This window comes from Salinimicrobium flavum, from assembly GCF_042684505.1.
GTDB lineage: Bacteria > Bacteroidota > Bacteroidia > Flavobacteriales > Flavobacteriaceae > Salinimicrobium > Salinimicrobium flavum.
Genome location: NZ_JBHULT010000005.1, coordinates 273,480 through 290,358, shown reverse-complemented (window position 1 = coordinate 290,358; position 16,879 = coordinate 273,480). Strand labels below are relative to the sequence as shown.

Annotated in this window: 18 protein-coding genes; 14 read left to right on the top strand and 4 right to left on the bottom strand. The window is 43.1% G+C overall.

The genetic code is table 11. From position 1 onward, the window contains the following. Nucleotide 1 precedes the first annotated feature (1 nt). Nucleotides 2–643, top strand: a complete 642-nt coding sequence (pyrE, locus tag ACFSTG_RS01760; protein WP_380747861.1) for an orotate phosphoribosyltransferase — start codon at nucleotides 2–4, stop codon at nucleotides 641–643. A 4-nt stretch (nucleotides 644–647) separates the two neighbouring features. Continuing rightward, a complete protein-coding gene (locus tag ACFSTG_RS01755; protein ID WP_380747859.1) occupies nucleotides 648–1,040 on the top strand; it encodes an SRPBCC family protein in 393 nt (130 codons plus the stop codon). On the opposite strand, the gene ACFSTG_RS01750 is transcribed toward ACFSTG_RS01755, so the two are convergent. After that, the gene (locus ACFSTG_RS01750; RefSeq protein ID WP_380747857.1) at nucleotides 1,041–1,772 is read right to left on the bottom strand and encodes a biotin--[acetyl-CoA-carboxylase] ligase; all 732 of its coding nucleotides are present in this window, start codon (nucleotides 1,770–1,772) and stop codon (nucleotides 1,041–1,043) included. 96 nt (nucleotides 1,773–1,868) lie between these two features. On the opposite strand from ACFSTG_RS01750, the gene rsfS reads away from it, so the two are divergent. The 6 genes from rsfS (at nucleotide 1,869) to ACFSTG_RS01720 (ending at nucleotide 6,746) form a co-directional block, all read left to right on the top strand. Further along, nucleotides 1,869–2,240: a ribosome silencing factor gene (rsfS, locus tag ACFSTG_RS01745; RefSeq protein WP_380747855.1), complete on the top strand. Its 372-nt coding sequence runs from the start codon at nucleotides 1,869–1,871 to the stop codon at nucleotides 2,238–2,240. Nucleotides 2,241–2,257: 17 nt separating this feature from the next. Beyond that, nucleotides 2,258–4,309: an ATP-dependent zinc metalloprotease FtsH gene (ftsH, locus tag ACFSTG_RS01740; protein WP_380747853.1), complete on the top strand. Its 2,052-nt coding sequence runs from the start codon at nucleotides 2,258–2,260 to the stop codon at nucleotides 4,307–4,309. A 97-nt stretch (nucleotides 4,310–4,406) separates the two neighbouring features. After that, a complete protein-coding gene (locus ACFSTG_RS01735; RefSeq protein WP_380747851.1) occupies nucleotides 4,407–5,018 on the top strand; it encodes an LUD domain-containing protein in 612 nt (203 codons plus the stop codon). Nucleotide 5,019: 1 nt separating this feature from the next. Continuing rightward, entirely contained in the window at nucleotides 5,020–5,823 is an 804-nt protein-coding gene (locus tag ACFSTG_RS01730) for a phosphatidate cytidylyltransferase (protein ID WP_380748418.1), read from the top strand. Continuing rightward, entirely contained in the window at nucleotides 5,813–6,466 is a 654-nt protein-coding gene (locus ACFSTG_RS01725) for a phosphatidylserine decarboxylase family protein (protein WP_380747849.1), read from the top strand. Before ACFSTG_RS01730 ends, ACFSTG_RS01725 begins: the two co-directional genes overlap by 11 nt. Nucleotides 6,467–6,479: 13 nt before the next feature. Then, entirely contained in the window at nucleotides 6,480–6,746 is a 267-nt protein-coding gene (locus tag ACFSTG_RS01720) for an acyl-CoA-binding protein (protein WP_380747847.1), read from the top strand. Between the two features lie 307 nt (nucleotides 6,747–7,053). Here ACFSTG_RS01720 and ACFSTG_RS01715 read toward each other — a convergent pair whose 3' ends face one another. Beyond that, entirely contained in the window at nucleotides 7,054–9,687 is a 2,634-nt protein-coding gene (locus ACFSTG_RS01715; protein ID WP_380747845.1) for a valine--tRNA ligase, read from the bottom strand. 138 nt (nucleotides 9,688–9,825) lie between these two features. Between ACFSTG_RS01715 and ACFSTG_RS01710 the strand changes: the two genes are divergently transcribed. Beyond that, nucleotides 9,826–10,206, top strand: a complete 381-nt coding sequence (locus tag ACFSTG_RS01710) for a DUF1573 domain-containing protein (RefSeq protein ID WP_380747843.1) — start codon at nucleotides 9,826–9,828, stop codon at nucleotides 10,204–10,206. Between the two features lie 48 nt (nucleotides 10,207–10,254). Here the strand turns inward: ACFSTG_RS01710 and ACFSTG_RS01705 are convergent, their stop codons facing one another. Then, nucleotides 10,255–11,574, bottom strand: a complete 1,320-nt coding sequence (locus ACFSTG_RS01705) for an aspartyl protease family protein (protein ID WP_380747841.1) — start codon at nucleotides 11,572–11,574, stop codon at nucleotides 10,255–10,257. 90 nt (nucleotides 11,575–11,664) lie between these two features. Between ACFSTG_RS01705 and ACFSTG_RS01700 the strand changes: the two genes are divergently transcribed. Together ACFSTG_RS01700 and murB are read left to right on the top strand one after the other, a co-directional pair. Continuing rightward, on the top strand, nucleotides 11,665–12,855 hold the full coding sequence (locus ACFSTG_RS01700; RefSeq protein ID WP_380747839.1) for a pyridoxal phosphate-dependent aminotransferase: 1,191 nt from the start codon (nucleotides 11,665–11,667) through the stop codon (nucleotides 12,853–12,855). Between the two features lie 4 nt (nucleotides 12,856–12,859). Beyond that, on the top strand, nucleotides 12,860–13,873 hold the full coding sequence (murB, locus tag ACFSTG_RS01695) for a UDP-N-acetylmuramate dehydrogenase (RefSeq protein ID WP_380747836.1): 1,014 nt from the start codon (nucleotides 12,860–12,862) through the stop codon (nucleotides 13,871–13,873). A gap of 190 nt (nucleotides 13,874–14,063) precedes the next feature. Here murB and ACFSTG_RS01690 read toward each other — a convergent pair whose 3' ends face one another. Beyond that, nucleotides 14,064–14,789 (bottom strand): fasciclin domain-containing protein, encoded by a 726-nt coding sequence (locus ACFSTG_RS01690; protein WP_380747834.1) that lies wholly within the window; start codon nucleotides 14,787–14,789, stop codon nucleotides 14,064–14,066. Nucleotides 14,790–14,956: 167 nt separating this feature from the next. Between ACFSTG_RS01690 and ACFSTG_RS01685 the strand changes: the two genes are divergently transcribed. From ACFSTG_RS01685 to ACFSTG_RS01675, 3 genes are read left to right on the top strand one after another with little or no spacing between them, the layout of a single operon-like run. Next, nucleotides 14,957–15,163, top strand: coding sequence for a membrane or secreted protein (locus ACFSTG_RS01685; protein WP_380747832.1), 207 nt, complete (start codon nucleotides 14,957–14,959; stop codon nucleotides 15,161–15,163). A 12-nt stretch (nucleotides 15,164–15,175) separates the two neighbouring features. Further along, nucleotides 15,176–16,276: a glycosyltransferase gene (locus tag ACFSTG_RS01680; protein WP_380747830.1), complete on the top strand. Its 1,101-nt coding sequence runs from the start codon at nucleotides 15,176–15,178 to the stop codon at nucleotides 16,274–16,276. Continuing rightward, a complete protein-coding gene (locus tag ACFSTG_RS01675; RefSeq protein ID WP_380748416.1) occupies nucleotides 16,273–16,827 on the top strand; it encodes an RNA polymerase sigma factor in 555 nt (184 codons plus the stop codon). Before ACFSTG_RS01680 ends, ACFSTG_RS01675 begins: the two co-directional genes overlap by 4 nt. Nucleotides 16,828–16,879 lie beyond the last annotated feature (52 nt).

Sequence of the window (16,879 nt, the reverse complement as noted above, 5' to 3'; positions counted from 1 at the left end):
TATGATTTTAGATAAAGAAACAGCACGCAAAACGGCTGAGTTACTATTGCAAATTAAAGCAATAAAATTAGATGCACAACAGGGCTTCAAATGGGCCAGCGGGTGGAATTCCCCAATTTACTGTGACAACCGCATCATCTTGTCTTATCCGCCTATTCGGAATTTCATCAGGGAAAATATGGCGAAACAGATCGAGCAGCTCTACGGAAAGGCCGATGTGATCGCCGGGGTGGCCACAGGAGCTATTGGAATAGGCATGCTGGTAGCTGAATATCTTAGCCTGCCATTCGTATACGTTCGCCCTGAACCAAAAAGCCACGGAAGAAAGAACCAGATTGAAGGAAAGATCGATGAAGGTCAAACGGTAGTGGTCATCGAAGACCTCATTAGTACAGGAAAGAGCAGTCTGAATGCAATCAAAGCCCTTGAGGCGGCAAACGTTCAGATCAAAGGGATGCTGGCCATTTTCTCCTACGGTTTTGAAGAGGCCCGAGAGAATTTCGAGAAAGCAAAGGTTGAATTACATACCCTGAGCAATTACGAATACCTTCTGGAGATCGCCCAGAAAACGAATTATATAAATCAGGCCGAAGCAGAACTGCTGATGAACTGGCATAAGGATCCGGCCAACTGGAAAAAATAAAGCTATGGAATTAGAAAGTCAGAAAGTAACTGTTCAAAAAAGCCAACAGGAGCTTTATAATTTTTTGACGAATGTCGAGAATTACGAACAGATCATGCCCGAGAGTAAAGAGAAATTTGAGGTGAAGTCACAAGACACCTTCTCTTTTGCCCTTAAAGGCATGCCCGAAATTGAACTTCAGATCAAAGAGACCCGTGAACCGGAATTTATCGTACTGGGGTCTACGTCAGATAAGTTCAACTTTTCCCTTGATGTCATCATTGAGAATGCAGGGCCCGGCCAGAGCGAGGCGCAATTGTTCTTCCACGGGAAGTTCAATACGATGATGGCGATGATGGTAAAAGGACCGCTGAAGAAATTCATTGCAACCCTTGCAGAGAACACCTCAAAACTGTGATCAATAACATAGTTTGATCTCCTTCAGGTCAAATTCCTGCAGGAGGTCATCTTCTGTTCTTACGATCAATTCCCCCGAAGCCTTCACCCCGGCTATGATGCCGGTAAACCGGCTTGCATCAGGCCGTTCAAAAGTTGAAGGAATCCCAAAGCGAAACAACCGGTCTTTATAGTCCTGCAGTATCGCTGCGGCACTCTGGTTCGAAAGCAGGTCCAACCGGTTTTCAAGTTCATTAAGAAGCACATCCAGCACCTCTTGAGGCTCATATTTTTTACCTGAAACCGTGTACATAGACCCTGCGGCCGGGAGGTGAGGAAACTGCTCCTGATTCACATTTAATCCTATCCCTATGATACTTGCCGTTAACTGCCCCTCTGTTATGACATTTTCGATAAGGATGCCTGCAATTTTATTATTTGCTGACAGAATGTCGTTCGGCCATTTCACCTTAAGTTTTGGCAACCCGAATTTTTGAAGCCCCTGCACCAGGGCTGCAGCCACAGCCGCACTAAGCAGGAATTGATTGGCGGGTGGGATGCCTGGATGAGGGTATAGGACACTGAAAGTAAGGTTTTGACCTTCTTCAGATTCCCAGGTGGTGCCCCTCTGCCCTCTCCCTTGCAACTGCTTTTTTGCGAGTATACAAGTGACCGGTACTGCCTTATTTTCCTTAAACAGCTCACGGGCGAAAGAATTGGTGGAGTTGATGGCATTAACTTTGATAAGGTGCATAAGAGAGTGTTGAATAATGAAGGCGTTAAATGTTATAAAAAACCAAGGCTCAAAAAGAGTAAAAAGTAATAACTTTGCGCAAAGAAATAAAATTTAATGACAAAAAAAGAAACGAACAACGACATACTTATCGCACACATAATCAAGGGGATTGAGGAAGTAAAAGGAAATGATATAGAGATCCTGGATTTACGAGAAATAGAAAATACCGTTTGTGATTATTTCGTTATCTGCAACGGAACTTCAAATACGCAGGTAAACGCAATAGTGAATTCCATACAAAAATCAGTTAGTAAATCATTGAAAGATAAGCCCTGGCATGTAGAAGGTTCAGATAATGCCGAATGGGTACTTATGGATTACGTGAATGTTGTGGTTCACGTTTTTCAGAAACATATCAGGGAATATTATGATATCGAAAGTCTTTGGGGAGATGCCAAAGTGACTTCAATTGAAACAAACTATTAAGATTTAAGCAAGAAAGAATGGCCAAAGAGCAACCTAAGAATAAAGAACCCAAAAAGCCTAAATTCAGTGCCTACTGGATCTATGCAGCCATAATCCTGGTTTTCCTGGGAATAAACTTCTTTACCGGTAGCGGGTTCAATGAACCCGCCAAAACAAATCCGGCTGAATTCCTGAATTACCTTGAACAAGGGGATGTGAAAAAGGTGGTGATCGTAAATCGCAACCAGGGTAGAGTTTTCCTAACTGAAGAAGCCAGGCAAAAAGATGTCCATAAAAATGCAGTTACCGAAGAGCTTTTTCCGGGTGGGGAATCTCCCGCGTATACTTTTGAATTTGGAGATCTTCAAAACCTCGAAGATGACATTAGGGAAATAAAGGCCGAAAACAACCTTGACACCCCTGTCTCCTATGAGACGCAGCAAAACGTTTGGGGAGATATCCTGCTTACCCTTTTACCATTTATCCTTATCATAGGGATCTGGATCTTCATTATGCGTAGAATGAGCGGAGGTGCCGGTGGAGGTGCAGGAGGACAGATCTTTAATATTGGAAAATCAAAAGCTAAGCTTTTTGATCAAAATACCGATGTAAAGGTTTCTTTTAAAGATGTCGCGGGCCTTGAAGGCGCAAAAGAAGAAGTACAGGAGATCGTTGACTTCCTGAAGAATCCCGACAAATACACTAATCTTGGTGGTAAGATCCCTAAGGGTGCCTTACTTGTAGGGCCTCCTGGAACCGGGAAGACCCTTTTAGCGAAAGCTGTGGCCGGAGAGGCAAAGGTGCCTTTCTTCTCCCTGTCAGGATCAGATTTCGTGGAAATGTTCGTAGGGGTAGGTGCCTCAAGGGTACGTGACCTTTTCAAACAGGCCAAGGAAAAATCTCCTGCAATTATATTTATTGATGAAATAGATGCCATTGGACGTGCCCGTGGAAAAAGCAATTTTTCGGGGTCCAACGATGAGCGTGAGAATACCCTCAACCAGTTACTGACTGAAATGGACGGGTTTGGTACCAACACCAACGTGATCGTAATTGCCGCCACCAACCGTGCAGATGTGCTGGATAAAGCCCTTATGAGAGCCGGAAGGTTTGACCGACAGATCTATGTGGATCTCCCGGACGTGAGAGAAAGAGAAGAAATATTTGAAGTTCACCTGCGTCCCCTGAAAAAGGTGGCAGATGAGCTGGACACAGAATTCATGGCAAAGCAAACTCCCGGTTTTTCGGGTGCAGATATTGCCAACGTATGTAATGAAGCAGCCCTTATTGCTGCCCGTAAAGGCAAGACTGCCGTTGGTAAACAGGATTTCCTTGATGCGGTAGATCGTATCGTGGGAGGACTTGAGAAGAAGAACAAGATCATTACTCCTGAAGAAAAACAGGCGATCGCTTTTCATGAAGCAGGACATGCCACAGTGAGCTGGATCCTTGAGCACGCTGCACCGCTTGTAAAAGTTACCATTGTACCACGGGGACAATCCCTGGGAGCTGCCTGGTACCTGCCTGAAGAGAGACTTATTGTAAGACCTGAACAGATGCTTGACGAGATGTGTGCAGCCCTTGGTGGTCGTGCAGCCGAAAAAGTGATGTTCAACAAGATATCTACAGGAGCTCTAAGCGACCTTGAAAAGGTTACAAAACAGGCTCGTGCTATGGTCACTGTTTATGGATTGAATGACAAGATTGGTAACTTAACTTACCATGACTCTTCAGGACAGGGTGAATATAATTTCACCAAACCATACAGTGAGAAAACATCAGAATTGATCGATAAAGAGATCTCGAATCTTATTGAACAACAATATCAGCGTGCCATTGACCTTCTGCAAGCGAACAAAGATAAGCTAACCCAGTTGGCCGAGATCCTGCTCGATAAAGAGGTCATTTTTAAGGATAATCTGGAAGAGATCTTCGGAAAGAGACCTTTCAAGAGTCGTGATGAGATCATGGGCGGAAGCTCCCGGGCTAAAAAGAAACCTGTACAGGAAGAGACCGTGACCGAAAAAACTGTTCCAACAGCCACCGGAACTGAAGATTCCCCTTCGGAAAAGCCTTCAGAAGAAAATTAAGTCCATACCCGTAAAAAATCTTAACTTTAATTATACTATAAGTTAAGATTTTTTACCTTTGGTTTAAATGCTACTTAGTGTAATAACTAAAACTTCTATGAGTCTATTTAGAAACTTTTTGAATCCTAAATCTAAATCAGACAAAGGTCAGGACAAGCCAGAAAATTCTGACCGTAGCAAATATATGCCAGATGTTAAGTTACCCACTGATGAGCGTTTCATGCTCAATTTTAAGAACAACGGAGGTAAATTTCTTTACTGCGACAGCAATGAAGAATTGATGGAAGCTTTTGATAACATCATGCTGGAGAATGATTGGTATGAAAAAAAGGTTTGCTGTTTTGATCCCAATTTAAGGTCAAGATTCTCTGATTATAACCTGGATTTTACCAATTCCGGCGAGGCTGCATTTTTCTTAAGCACCTGCGAGTATTTAATAGCCAATGACGGTTCCATCCTAATATCCTCTAACCAGATCAAGGAAAAGAAACTTCGCGAGCTTCCCTATGATTTCGTGATCGTTGCCTCAACCAGCAAGCTTGTTGATGCGATTGGGGAAGGCCTTAGAGGCATAAAATTTAAAAATAAAGACCGTATTCCTTCTAATATTACAACAATTAAAAATTTCGAGAATAATAAGGAAGGAGACTTCATGAGTTATGGAAGTAGCACAAAAAACCTATATTTGCTGCTTCTGGAAGATCTATAGCATGAAGGAAAATATTATTCGGGGTTTATCAGGTGTATTATATGTTTCCATACTTGTAGTTTCCATTTTATCATCGGAATTTGCCTTCACCACCCTTTTTCTTCTTTTTGGCGTCATTTGTTTACGCGAACTGCAACGTTTGCTGCATTTAAAAAGCTATCTGGGCTACCTGTTGCTTTTTACGCTGTTCTATTTTTTCAGCTATGCCCGCTTTAGTCCCTACGCCACCCAGGCCTTACTCCTCATCACCATATTTGTCAACCTTTTCCTGGTCAAGGACCTTATGATAGTTCATAAGATTCCTCTTTTTGAAAAGAAAAAATACGTTATCATAATTTTCTATTTGATAGCCTCCCTGATCTTTCTTACGCTCATCCCCAGCATAACCGGCGATTTCACACCCGAGCTCGTTATAGGGATCTTCAGTTTGATTTGGATTAATGATACTTTTGCCTATCTTGTAGGTAAGAACTTCGGAAAGAACAAGTTGTTTGAACGCATCTCGCCAAAAAAGACGATTGAAGGCTTTCTTGGAGGGGTAATATTTTCAGCCGTTGGTGGTTATCTTGTGTTTTTTTTTACAGGGCTGCTTGATGTTCCCACCTGGGTTGGCATGGCCGTCATTCTCAGTATATTCGGAACTCTTGGAGACTTAATTCAGTCGAAATTCAAAAGACAGGCCGGCGTAAAAGACAGCGGAAAGTTAATGCCGGGGCACGGGGGCTTGTTTGACAGGTTGGATAGTATTATTTTTGCCAGCCCGTTTGTGTACGGTTACTTACAACTACTTAATTATGTTTCATAAAGAAGGATATAAAATAATGGCTGTTGCAATGATCCTCCTGATCATTGTTAACCTGGCCGCATATACTTTTATTTTTACAGAATGGATAAGACTGGTTATCCTTATTGGTACCCTTATCCTGTTCTTCCTGATTATTCAGTTTTTCAGGAATCCCAAACGAGATACTGTCTTTAATGAGTCCCACGTTGTGGCGCCGGTAGATGGGAAAGTGGTAGTGATTGAGGAGGTCTATGAAAAAGAATATTTTAAGGACCAGCGTTTAATGATCTCTGTTTTCATGTCTCCCATCAATGTGCACGTTACACGCCATCCCATAAGCGGGGTAGTCAAATACAGCAAATACCATCCCGGGAAATACCTGGTAGCCTGGCACCCTAAGGCCAGTGAGGAAAATGAAAGGACTACCGTTGTGGTTGAGAATGAAGTTGCAGGTGAGGTCATGTACAGGCAGATCGCAGGTGCCCTGGCAAAAAGGATCGTTAATTACGCCGAAGTTGGCGCAGAAGTCGTACAGGGAAGCGACAGCGGATTTATTAAGTTTGGCTCCAGAGTGGATGTTTATCTTCCGGTAGGAACACCCCTGAAAGTAAAACTTAATCAAAAAGTAAAAGGTGGTTTGAGCGTGATCGCCGATCTCCCTTAATACCATTTTTACAATGTATCCCGAAAATGTTGACAAAGAATTCATGGAGGCCTATAAAAAGGCGAGCAGGACTTCCCAAAAATTCCCTCCTGATATTATGCTGCAGTTCTATGCCTATTACAAACAGGCGACAGAACAGGAAGGTATCTACACCCCTTCAGGTGAAGACGACGTAAGGAACGCCTTTAAACTCAATGCCCTGCTCCAGGTAAAGGGAATGAGCACCAAAGAAGCCAAACAAAAATATATTGAACTGGTGAATAAGCATATTCCCGGGTAGTATTCAGTTGGCGGTTGTCGGTTCTCAGTTTGTGAAGTGTGGAGTCCTGAACAGGGTTGACCATTTGTGAAAGTTTAAATCTTCACCTACCTATTCTTTCGGCCGGTTTATCTGCAATTCTTAATCCTAAAGGAAAGATCACTTAATTTGAGATGGCTTATTTCGCCCACCCATTGTAGGGTGTATATTTCGAAAGAGAGAACGATGGAGAATTCATTTTTTAAATTTCATTTAAGAGGTTCCTACCCGCCGGTTTGGCGGGATAGGAATGTATAAGTACTAAAAATAAAGTTCTGCTGAACCTGCCTTAAACTCCCAACGCCTTCAAACTGGCTTCAATGGCCTCTAATTTAGCCTCAGCATCGGCTTTTTTCTGCTGTTCCATTTCCACGACTTTTGGAGGAGCACTATTCACGAAACGTTCATTGGAAAGCTTCTTTTCCACCGAATTCAGGAATCCGCGGGTATAGGCAAGTTCCTCTTCCAGTTTGGCTTTTTCAGCATCCACATCAACCGCTCCGGCCACAGGGATGAAGTAATCATTCGATTTTACCCTGAAAGACAAAGCTCCCTTGACCTGTTGGTCTACATAAGTCAGGGAAGATATATTTCCCATTTTTTTAATAACAGGATCAAAGGTGGCAGAAATATTCTCATTGTTTAATACCTGCAGCTCGAGCTGATCTTTATGGGAGATATTTTTTTGTTTCCTTATATTCCTTACCCCCGAGATCACTTCTGAGGCTACCGAGAATTCCTCGATCACAGACTGCTCAAAGTTTTTAGGCTCAGGCCAGGCAGAAACGATCAACGCTTCTTCTTTGGTACGTTCCTTCAGCGTTTGCCAGATCTCTTCAGACACAAATGGCACGAAAGGATGCAATATTTTGAGATTATCCTCCAGGATCTCTGTCACCGCATTGAAGGTGGCCAGGTCCATTGCTTCCCCAAAAGGTGGTTTTACCATCTCCAGGAACCAGGAGCAGTAATCGTCCCAAACCAGTTTATAAGTAGCCATTAACGCATCGCTTATACGATATTTCTTATAGTGGTCTTCGATCTCGGCCAAAGATCTCTGAAATTTGGCTTTGTACCACTGTACAGCAATGCGCGATGATTCTGCCTGCTCTTTCTCTTCGGAAACTTCCCAGCTTTTTACCAGCTTAAAGGAATTCCATATTTTATTGACGAAAGCGCTACCCTGTTTACAAAGATCTTCTTCGAACATGAGGTCATTCCCTGCCGGAGAACTTAAAAGCATTCCAACACGTACCCCATCTGCCCCATAGGCTTCTATTAGCCCAAGCGGATCCGGTGAATTTCCCAGGGATTTTGACATCTTCCTTCGCTGTTTGTCGCGAACAATACCGGTCAAATAAACATTATTGAAGGGTTTTTCCCCTCTATATTCATAACCTGCCATGACCATACGTGCCACCCAGAAGAAAAGAATTTCAGGAGCGGTTACCAGGTCATTGGTGGGATAGTAATAATTGATCTCTTTATTATCGGGTTCAAGGATCCCGTTAAATACACTTATGGGCCAAAGCCATGAGGAGAACCAGGTATCAAGCGCATCTTTATCCTGTGAAAGGGAATCTGCAGTAAGGGCAGAATTACCAGATTTTTCAATGGCCATTTGTAAGGCCTCCTCTTTGGTTTCTGCAACTACATAATCCTCTTTTCCTGAACCGTAAAAATAGGCCGGTATTTGCTGTCCCCATATGAGCTGACGGGAAATATTCCAGTCACGCACATTTTCCATCCAGTGCCGGTAGGTGTTCACAAATTTATCGGGCACCAGGTTCACTTCGCCGTTAAGTACGGCATCAAGTGCCGGCCGGGCAAGTTCTTTCATGTTAAGGAACCACTGATCGCTGAGTTTAGGTTCAATGACTGCCCCGGTACGTTCACTGGTACCAATTTTATTGACATGATCTTCGGTCTTCACCAGGATCCCCTTCTCTTCCAGTTCTTTTACGATCTTTTTCCTGGCTTCAAAACGGTCCATTCCTTCGTAATGCATTCCGAAGGAATTAAGCGTTGCATCATCGTTAAAGATATCAATCACCTCCAGGTTGTGTTTGTCCCCCAGCACTTTGTCATTTTCATCATGCGCCGGAGTAACTTTTAAACATCCCGTACCAAATTCAATATCTACATAGTCATCTTCGATAACGGGTACCGAACGCTCACACAATGGCACGATCGCCCTTTTACCCTTCAGGTGGGAGAAACGTTCGTCATTTGGATTGATACAGATGGCAGTATCTCCCAGGATGGTTTCCGGTCGGGTGGTAGCTATGGTTAGACTATCGTCACTGCCTTCGATCTTATACTTTAGATAATAGAGCAAGCCCTGGCGCTCCTGGTACACCACCTCCTCATCAGAGAGTGTGGTCCTGGCCTCAGGATCCCAGTTCACCATACGGTACCCGCGATAGATCTTCCCTTTCTTGTAAAGGTCAACAAATACCTTGATCACAGATGCAGACATCTCGTCATCCATGGTGAATTTAGTACGCTCCCAGTCACAGGAAGCTCCAAGTTTTTTCAACTGTTCCAGGATGATCCCCCCATGTTTATGGGTCCATTCCCATGCATGTTCCAAAAATTCCTCCCTGGAAAGGTCATTTTTGTCGATCCCTTCTGCCTTGAGTTTGGCCACCACTTTTGCTTCGGTAGCAATAGAAGCATGGTCTGTCCCGGGCACCCAACAGGCATTATAACCTTTAAGGCGGGCCCTGCGGATCAAAACATCCTGAATGGTATTGTTAAGCATATGCCCCATGTGCAGCACCCCAGTAACGTTTGGCGGCGGGATCACGATAGTATATGGCTCTCTTTCATCAACTTCAGAATGGAAATACCTGTTTTCCATCCAGTATTCATACCATTTATTTTCTACTTCGTGAGCTATGTATTTTGATGCTACAGACATACTTTGGTGCGGTTTTTGGAATATCATGCAAAAGTAAATATAACTTCAGGATTATAAAAGGCAATGAATTGGAAAACATTTTATTTGCCAATTATTATAGATAAAGATTATCTTTACAATTCTGTAAAACCAAGAACTATGAAAAAATTAATAGCTATCGCCGTCTTTATTTTTGCAGGTTTTGCTGTGCAGGCACAGGAAACGGCTAAAATGGAGTTCAAATCTGATGTAATAGATTACGGTGAAATTAAAAAAGGAAGTGATGGAGTACGGGTTTTTGAATTCACTAACACAGGCACAGCGCCTCTGGTGATCACCGATGTAACTTCAAGCTGCGGATGTACCATTCCTGAAAAGCCTGAAGAGCCTATCGCACCTGGCGAAACCGGACAGATCAAGGTTAAATATGATACCAACCGGGTAGGACCTATCAGGAAATCTATCATGGTATATTCTAATGCCGATGAACCTTCTAAAAAGTTGAGTATAAAAGGAAAAGTTCTGGAAGGAGAAAGCTAGGACAAACCTTCATGATCATAAAGCCCTTCCCTTCGGAAGGGCTTTTTTTTACAACAATTTTTCCAAAAAGAACTCAAAGTCCAGTTCCTCCTCTTCCCTCTTCACTTTTATTTTTATTCTCTTCCCTTCTGCTGAAGAGAACAAGGCATTGAGGTCCTCCAGATGGTATTTATAGACGGGTTTGGCGTTTACCGAAAGTATCTTATCCCCCACTTCCAGTCCTGCCCTCTCTGCCGGGGAATTCTTCCTGATGCTAACAATGGTAAAAGCGGGCTGGAGGGCGAAAGTTTTCTTTAACTGGGGCCGGTGGGTGATGACTTCTTCCCCTTTATCAAATGCAGATACGGGTTCCAGCACTTTTACGAAGGTCTCTACCACCACAAATCCGCTGTGTTCCAGGGTAATTCCACTCATATCATAATTAAAATCATCCCCGAAATTCCGGTTTTTTCGCAGGTACATCTTTGCTGCTGAATAATCGAACACCAGATTGAACCTTCTTAGGATCTCCCCTCCCAGGCTGCCGTTCCTTTCTTCAAAAGACCGAAGCCCCTGTACTGAAGCACTGTCAGGAAAAGCGGCTGTAACCTGCTCCAGTTTATGACCTCCCAGTTCAAAAGAGGTGATCCTGCTTCTTTTACCGGTAACATCACCTAAAAGTCCAAGGCCAAGAAAATCCTCGAAAGACTTTTCGGGTATTTTGATCTCCGAATTCTCATTAAACAGCCAAAGTGCATCCCCTAGGCCGTTATCTATCAGTAATACCGTTTCAATTTCTTCTCCTTCTATAATGGTTTTACTTCTCACGTATGGTTTATTCTGAAAGAATTGTAACGGAACCCCGGTGTATCTTTTCAGGTTCTTCCTGAAACGTTCAGGATCATGTATACGAAGGAACTTACGTGCATAGTTGATCTCCACAATGAAATCTTTAAAAAAATCGGTTCCAATGATCCCGTGCACCGGGATACCCAGTCGTGGGGAAAAATTGACATCTTCATCATAGATCAGGAAAAGGGTAAGCTCATTACAAATCGCCCGGCCAATTTTCATTCGGTTGTGTTCAGATTTGTATGCCTCAATGATCTCTTCCCCTCCAAGGCCCCGCAACTCGATCTTTGTAGCATCACGAAGCTGAAGGGAGTCTGCCTCCTCCAGGTTGAGAAGTACCGTAGTATTAACCCCGGTATCCAGTAAAAAGGATAATTCCACTCCATTAAGTTCAACCGGAATAATGATAAGGTTACTTACCAGCTGAAATTTAATTTTGGCCTGTTTCCGGCCTTTTTCGATCACAAAACCCTCCTGGCAATATCCAAATAGGGTATTGCAAATAAAAAGCAGGATAAACAGACCTGTTTTGAGCATTTTGTTAAGATTGAGAACAGATAAAAAATACGAAAAATACCAATGTGTAAGATAATAATTTCGCAACTTTGTAGCCCAAAAAATACGATTATGCCAAGTATCTCAAACAAAGGGCAGGCGATGCCCGAGTCACCTATAAGAAAGTTAGTTCCCTACGCCGAAGCAGCTATAAAAAAAGGTAGAAAAATTTACCAGCTAAACATAGGGCAACCCGATATTAAAACTCCGGAAAAAGCACTTGCGGCTGTAAAGAACAACGATATTGAAGTTCTGTCCTACAGCCATTCGGCAGGATTTGAAAGTTACCGGAACAAACTATCCCAATATTACACGAACCACAATATTGATATAGCTCCCGATGAGCTTATCATTACCACGGGTGGTTCAGAAGCGCTTCTTTTCACCATGGGAAGCATTTGTGATGCAGGTGATGAAGTGATCATCCCCGAACCTTTTTACGCAAACTATAACGGATTTGCCACTTCCTCAGGAGTGACGGTGGTTCCGGTAAAATCGAAGATAGAAGATGGGTTTGCGCTCCCTCCTATTTCAGAGTTTGAAAAATTGATCACCCCAAAAACCAAGGCAATCCTGATCTGTAACCCGGGGAATCCAACAGGTTATCTATATACCAAAGAAGAGATCGACCAGCTTGCTGAAATTGTAAAGAAACATGATCTTTTCATAGTGGCAGACGAGGTTTACAGAGAATTCGCCTATGATGGTGCGAAGCATTATTCCATTATGAGCGTTAAAGGAATTGAGCAGAACGCCATTATGATAGATTCTGTTTCAAAAAGATACTCCATGTGTGGAGCCCGAATAGGGTGTTTAGCCTCTAAGAACAAAGAAGTGATGTCTACGGCCATGAAATTTGCCCAGGCACGTCTAAGCCCTCCTACTTTCGCACAGATAGCCAGTGAAGCTGCTTTAGACACGCCACAGGATTATTTTGACGAGGTCATCAGCGAATACACAACAAGAAGGAATTTACTTGTAGAAGGCCTGGAGAAGATCGAAGGCGTGAAGGTTGCTAAACCAAAAGGAGCCTTTTATTGTATAGCTGAACTTCCTGTAAAAGATGCTGAAGATTTCGCCAAATGGCTCCTTGAAAGTTTTGAGCTGGAAAACGAAACCGTTATGATTGCCCCGGCAGCCGGATTCTACTCTACACCAAACACCGGACTTAACCAGGTGAGGATCGCATATGTACTTAAAAAGGAAAATCTCTTAAGGGCATTAGAAATATTAAAAGCAGCATTAAAGGTATATAAGGGATAGAATAATGCAAACCTTCACCCATATGTCCCTGAAAGCTTTCAACACTTTTGGCATTGATGTAACTGCACGCAAGTTCATCTCTGTAGAGAATGTCGAAGAGTTACGGGAAGTATTGAAAAACAACTACGCTTCAGATCTCTTTATCCTTGGCGGGGGCAGCAATATGCTACTCACCCAGGACATTGAGAAGACAGTGGTTCATATTGACATGAAGGGTATAAAGATCGTTGAAGAATCTGATGCAGATGTCATCGTAGAAGCCATGGCTGGTGAAAACTGGCATGAATTTGTTCTTTTCTGTATCTCAGAAGGTTTTGGAGGGCTGGAAAATCTTTCCCTTATTCCCGGTAATGTGGGAACTGCACCAATTCAGAATATAGGGGCATACGGGGTGGAAATGAAAGACCGTTTTCACCAATGCACTGCACTGGATACTCAAACCCTGGAGTTAAGGACTTTCAACCGTGAGGAATGTAAATTTGGATACCGTGACTCGATATTTAAAAATGCTGAAAAAGGACGGTATATCATTACCACTGTAAACTTCAGGCTTACTAAAAAAGATCATAAGCTGAATACCGCTTACGGCTCCCTAGACACCTACCTGCAGGAAAAGGGTATAAAAGAGCCCGGTATCAGGGATGTTTCCGAAGCGGTGATCGCAATTCGACAGTCCAAATTGCCCGACCCTAAAAGAATAGGAAACAGCGGAAGCTTTTTTAAGAATCCGGTGGTACCACGGGAAATAAGTGTGAAACTGGAAAGAGATTATCCCGAAATGCCTTTTTACAAGATCGATGAAGACCATGTGAAGATCCCTGCAGGCTGGCTTATTGATCGTGCCGGACTCAAGGGTTATCGGGAAGGAGATGCCGGCGTACATTCCAAACAGGCACTTGTACTGGTAAACTATGGGAATGCAACAGGAAAAGATATCCTTGAACTTTCAGGAAAGGTGCAAAAGACCGTAAAAGAGCTTTTTGGCATCGAACTTCAACCCGAAGTAAATATCTTTTAGAGTATCAGAGCGAAACAAAAAAGAGCCTGCCCAAAAATTGCGTTTTGAGCAGGCTCTTTTTTTTAATACCACAAACTCGTGGCAAATAATTATAATGAAAGAGACTGCTTCGTAAAGAACCGGGATGACCTAACTCAACCCCGATCTTTTGAAACAGTCTCTTTTTAATGAATTCCGCTAAATGAGCGGATTATTCTCCGCTTTTATTCACGTTATTCAGCTCATTAGCCTCCTGGTCATCAACAGGCTCGTCTGCATTGTTGGTAGCCGCAGCATTCACTGAAGGGTCTTTAGGCATCAATACCCCGTCAATAACATGAACCACCCCATTAGATGCATCTACATCTGCGCGGGTAATGGTTGCCGTATTTCCTGAAGCATCTGTTAACACCACATCTTCTCCCTTAAGAGAAGCTGTTAGTTCCTCTCCCTGTTGGGTAGTAAGGGTGTAGTTACCATCTGCATTCTGAATTTCCTCTTTTAGCTGCTCTAAGGTCATCTCACCATCAACAACCAGGTAATTCAACATTGCACGGTTTTGATCAAGATTCTCCTTACTTTCCATCTGAGTTTTTTGCTCAGCACTCAAACTCTCATACGCCACATTAGTAGGGGCAAAAATGGTAAAAGGTCCTTCTTCTTCAGTAAAGGTCGCCGAGAGTTCTGTTGTCTCGAGGTTCTTTGAGAAGGTCGTCAATTCTTCATCTTCACTTGAACGGGTAAAAACACTGTTGGTCTCCCAGTCGAGACGCTCCTCTTCAAGTCTGGTATCTTCTGCAAGACGGGCTTCTTTTTCAGCTTCAGCTTCAATAATTTCAGCCTCATTCTCACTTCTCTCCTTGTCCTGACAAGAAACAAGTCCAATTGTCATGGCTCCGAAGAGCAATAATGATAATCTCATCCTTTTCATATTCATAATAACAAATTTATTAGTTACTGGGGCGCAAGGTATTACGTATTTTCAGAACACCTCAAACAACTACGGTAAACTTAAGTTAAACTGTGCAAACGTATCTTAATATTTTTGCTGTACACCTTTCAAATACTGCCTTTTAATTCGTATTTTTGCACAAAATTTTCAATATGAAACTTCTGTTGATCACCTTTATACTATTAGCTCTTGCTTTCGCCGGCATTGCCATTAAGATCTGGGGAAAAAAAGATGGAAAATTCGGCGGGACCTGTGCCAGCCAAAGCCCTTTTTTGAACAAGGACGGCGAAGCCTGTAGTTACTGCGGAAAACTTCCCGAAGAAGCGAAAGACTGTGATAAACCACAAACGGTTGAATAATCCACTTTCTTAATGCTCCTCCTCTTTATTGCCTTTGTAATTATTGGCCTGATCAACCTGTGTTATTACCTGGGGTTCTTTAAATTTGCTTTTTCTGCTTCTGAAAGACCACAAATCACCGGGAACCTCCCGGTTTCAGTGATCATTTGCGCTAAGAACGAAGCCGAAAACCTGCGGAATTTCCTTCCGAAGATCCTCGCACAGGACCACCCCGATTTTGAAGTGGTGATCATTAATGACGCCTCCACAGACGAAACGCTGGAGGTCATTGAAGAATTTCAACGCCATGATGCGCGCGTAAAGATCGTAGATGTGCAGAATAATGAAGCTTTCTGGGCCAATAAGAAATACGCTCTTACCCTGGGTATCAAAAAAGCCAAAAGACCCTACCTTTTATTTACCGACGCTGACTGCAGTCCGGAGACCCCTCACTGGCTGACGGAAATGAGCGCTCATTTTTCCCTGCAAAAAGATATTATTCTTGGTTACGGCGGTTATTTCATTGAAACCCGATCCCTGCTCAACAAATTGATACGTTTCGAGACACTTTTTACAGCGATCCAGTATTTCTCTTATGCCCGCTGGGGAATGCCTTATATGGGGGTAGGCCGAAATCTTGCCTATACCTCAACCGAATTTTACAACCAGAACGGGTTTGCCACTCATCTGCATTTACGATCGGGTGATGATGATCTATTCGTTAACGGGGCAGCCAACAAACACAATACAGGCATTTGCACTACTGCTTCGGGAATTACCAGGAGCATCCCGAAAAAGGACCTGAAATCCTGGATACGTCAGAAAAGAAGGCATGTTTCGGTAGCCGGACATTATAAAAAGAAACACAGGTTACTGTTGGGGCTCTTTTATGTTACTCAGCTGCTGTTCTGGGTGCTGTTCTTCATTCTGCTTTTCACCAGCTTCTGGCAAATGGCCCTGGCCTTCCTCGCCGTGCGCCTTATCGTACAGGGGTTGGTCTTTTATAAATCTGGGGAGAAATTTGGCGAAACCGATCTTTTTTGGCTGTTTCCGTTCCTGGAACTGTTCCTGGTATGGGCGCAATTAGGTATATTTATTGCTAATTTAGTCTCAAAACCTACTCATTGGAAATAGAACTTCAGCAGCAAATAGAAAAGGCAAAAAAGGGGAAACAGGCGGCTTTCAATTACCTGCTGGACAAATTCTGGAATGATGTATATGGGTTCCAACTAAAGCGGACCCAAAATGAGAATGACGCTGAAGACATCACCATCCAGACCTTTTCCAGGGCTTTTGACAAGATCGATTCCTTCGATCCTGATTATTCTTTTAAGACATGGCTTTTTACCATTTCCAAGAACCTTCATGTTGACCTTATAAGAAAAAAGAAGGCCTCCATAAGGTCGCGAACTACAGACGAGGAAGATGAAAGAGTGCACAAGATAGCCGATGACGCTCCCAGCATTGAAGACACCCTCATCACCGAACAGAACCTTGCCCAGCTGCTTCGCGACATAAAAAAACTGCAGCCGCATTACCAGCAGGTCATTCACCTCAGGTATTTCCAGGAAATGAGCTACAAGGAGATCGCCGCCAGTCTACAGGAGCCCATGAACAATGTAAAGGTGAAACTATTAAGAGCCAAAAAACTCCTGGCGCAGGTCATTGAGAACAGAAAAGGGTAACTCCCTTAAAGTTGCGGAGAAGTGACAGCGAAATAACCGGGACGAAATGATC

What these genes read in the sequence shown, in the direction of transcription:
- ACFSTG_RS01735 (WP_380747851.1), top strand. Translation starts at nt 4,407, where the DNA reads ATGAGTCTATTTAGAAACTTTTTGAATCCTAAATCTAAATCAGACAAA.
- murB (WP_380747836.1), top strand. Translation starts at nt 12,860, where the DNA reads ATGCAAACCTTCACCCATATGTCCCTGAAAGCTTTCAACACTTTTGGC.
- ACFSTG_RS01755 (WP_380747859.1), top strand. Translation starts at nt 648, where the DNA reads ATGGAATTAGAAAGTCAGAAAGTAACTGTTCAAAAAAGCCAACAGGAG.
- ACFSTG_RS01705 (WP_380747841.1), bottom strand. Translation starts at nt 11,574, where the DNA reads ATGCTCAAAACAGGTCTGTTTATCCTGCTTTTTATTTGCAATACCCTA.
- ACFSTG_RS01725 (WP_380747849.1), top strand. Translation starts at nt 5,813, where the DNA reads ATGTTTCATAAAGAAGGATATAAAATAATGGCTGTTGCAATGATCCTC.
- rsfS (WP_380747855.1), top strand. Translation starts at nt 1,869, where the DNA reads ATGACAAAAAAAGAAACGAACAACGACATACTTATCGCACACATAATC.
- ACFSTG_RS01720 (WP_380747847.1), top strand. Translation starts at nt 6,480, where the DNA reads ATGTATCCCGAAAATGTTGACAAAGAATTCATGGAGGCCTATAAAAAG.
- ftsH (WP_380747853.1), top strand. Translation starts at nt 2,258, where the DNA reads ATGGCCAAAGAGCAACCTAAGAATAAAGAACCCAAAAAGCCTAAATTC.
- ACFSTG_RS01690 (WP_380747834.1), bottom strand. Translation starts at nt 14,789, where the DNA reads ATGAATATGAAAAGGATGAGATTATCATTATTGCTCTTCGGAGCCATG.
- ACFSTG_RS01710 (WP_380747843.1), top strand. Translation starts at nt 9,826, where the DNA reads ATGAAAAAATTAATAGCTATCGCCGTCTTTATTTTTGCAGGTTTTGCT.
- ACFSTG_RS01750 (WP_380747857.1), bottom strand. Translation starts at nt 1,772, where the DNA reads ATGCACCTTATCAAAGTTAATGCCATCAACTCCACCAATTCTTTCGCC.
- ACFSTG_RS01730 (WP_380748418.1), top strand. Translation starts at nt 5,020, where the DNA reads ATGAAGGAAAATATTATTCGGGGTTTATCAGGTGTATTATATGTTTCC.
- ACFSTG_RS01715 (WP_380747845.1), bottom strand. Translation starts at nt 9,687, where the DNA reads ATGTCTGTAGCATCAAAATACATAGCTCACGAAGTAGAAAATAAATGG.
- ACFSTG_RS01685 (WP_380747832.1), top strand. Translation starts at nt 14,957, where the DNA reads ATGAAACTTCTGTTGATCACCTTTATACTATTAGCTCTTGCTTTCGCC.
- pyrE (WP_380747861.1), top strand. Translation starts at nt 2, where the DNA reads ATGATTTTAGATAAAGAAACAGCACGCAAAACGGCTGAGTTACTATTG.
- ACFSTG_RS01700 (WP_380747839.1), top strand. Translation starts at nt 11,665, where the DNA reads ATGCCAAGTATCTCAAACAAAGGGCAGGCGATGCCCGAGTCACCTATA.
- ACFSTG_RS01680 (WP_380747830.1), top strand. Translation starts at nt 15,176, where the DNA reads ATGCTCCTCCTCTTTATTGCCTTTGTAATTATTGGCCTGATCAACCTG.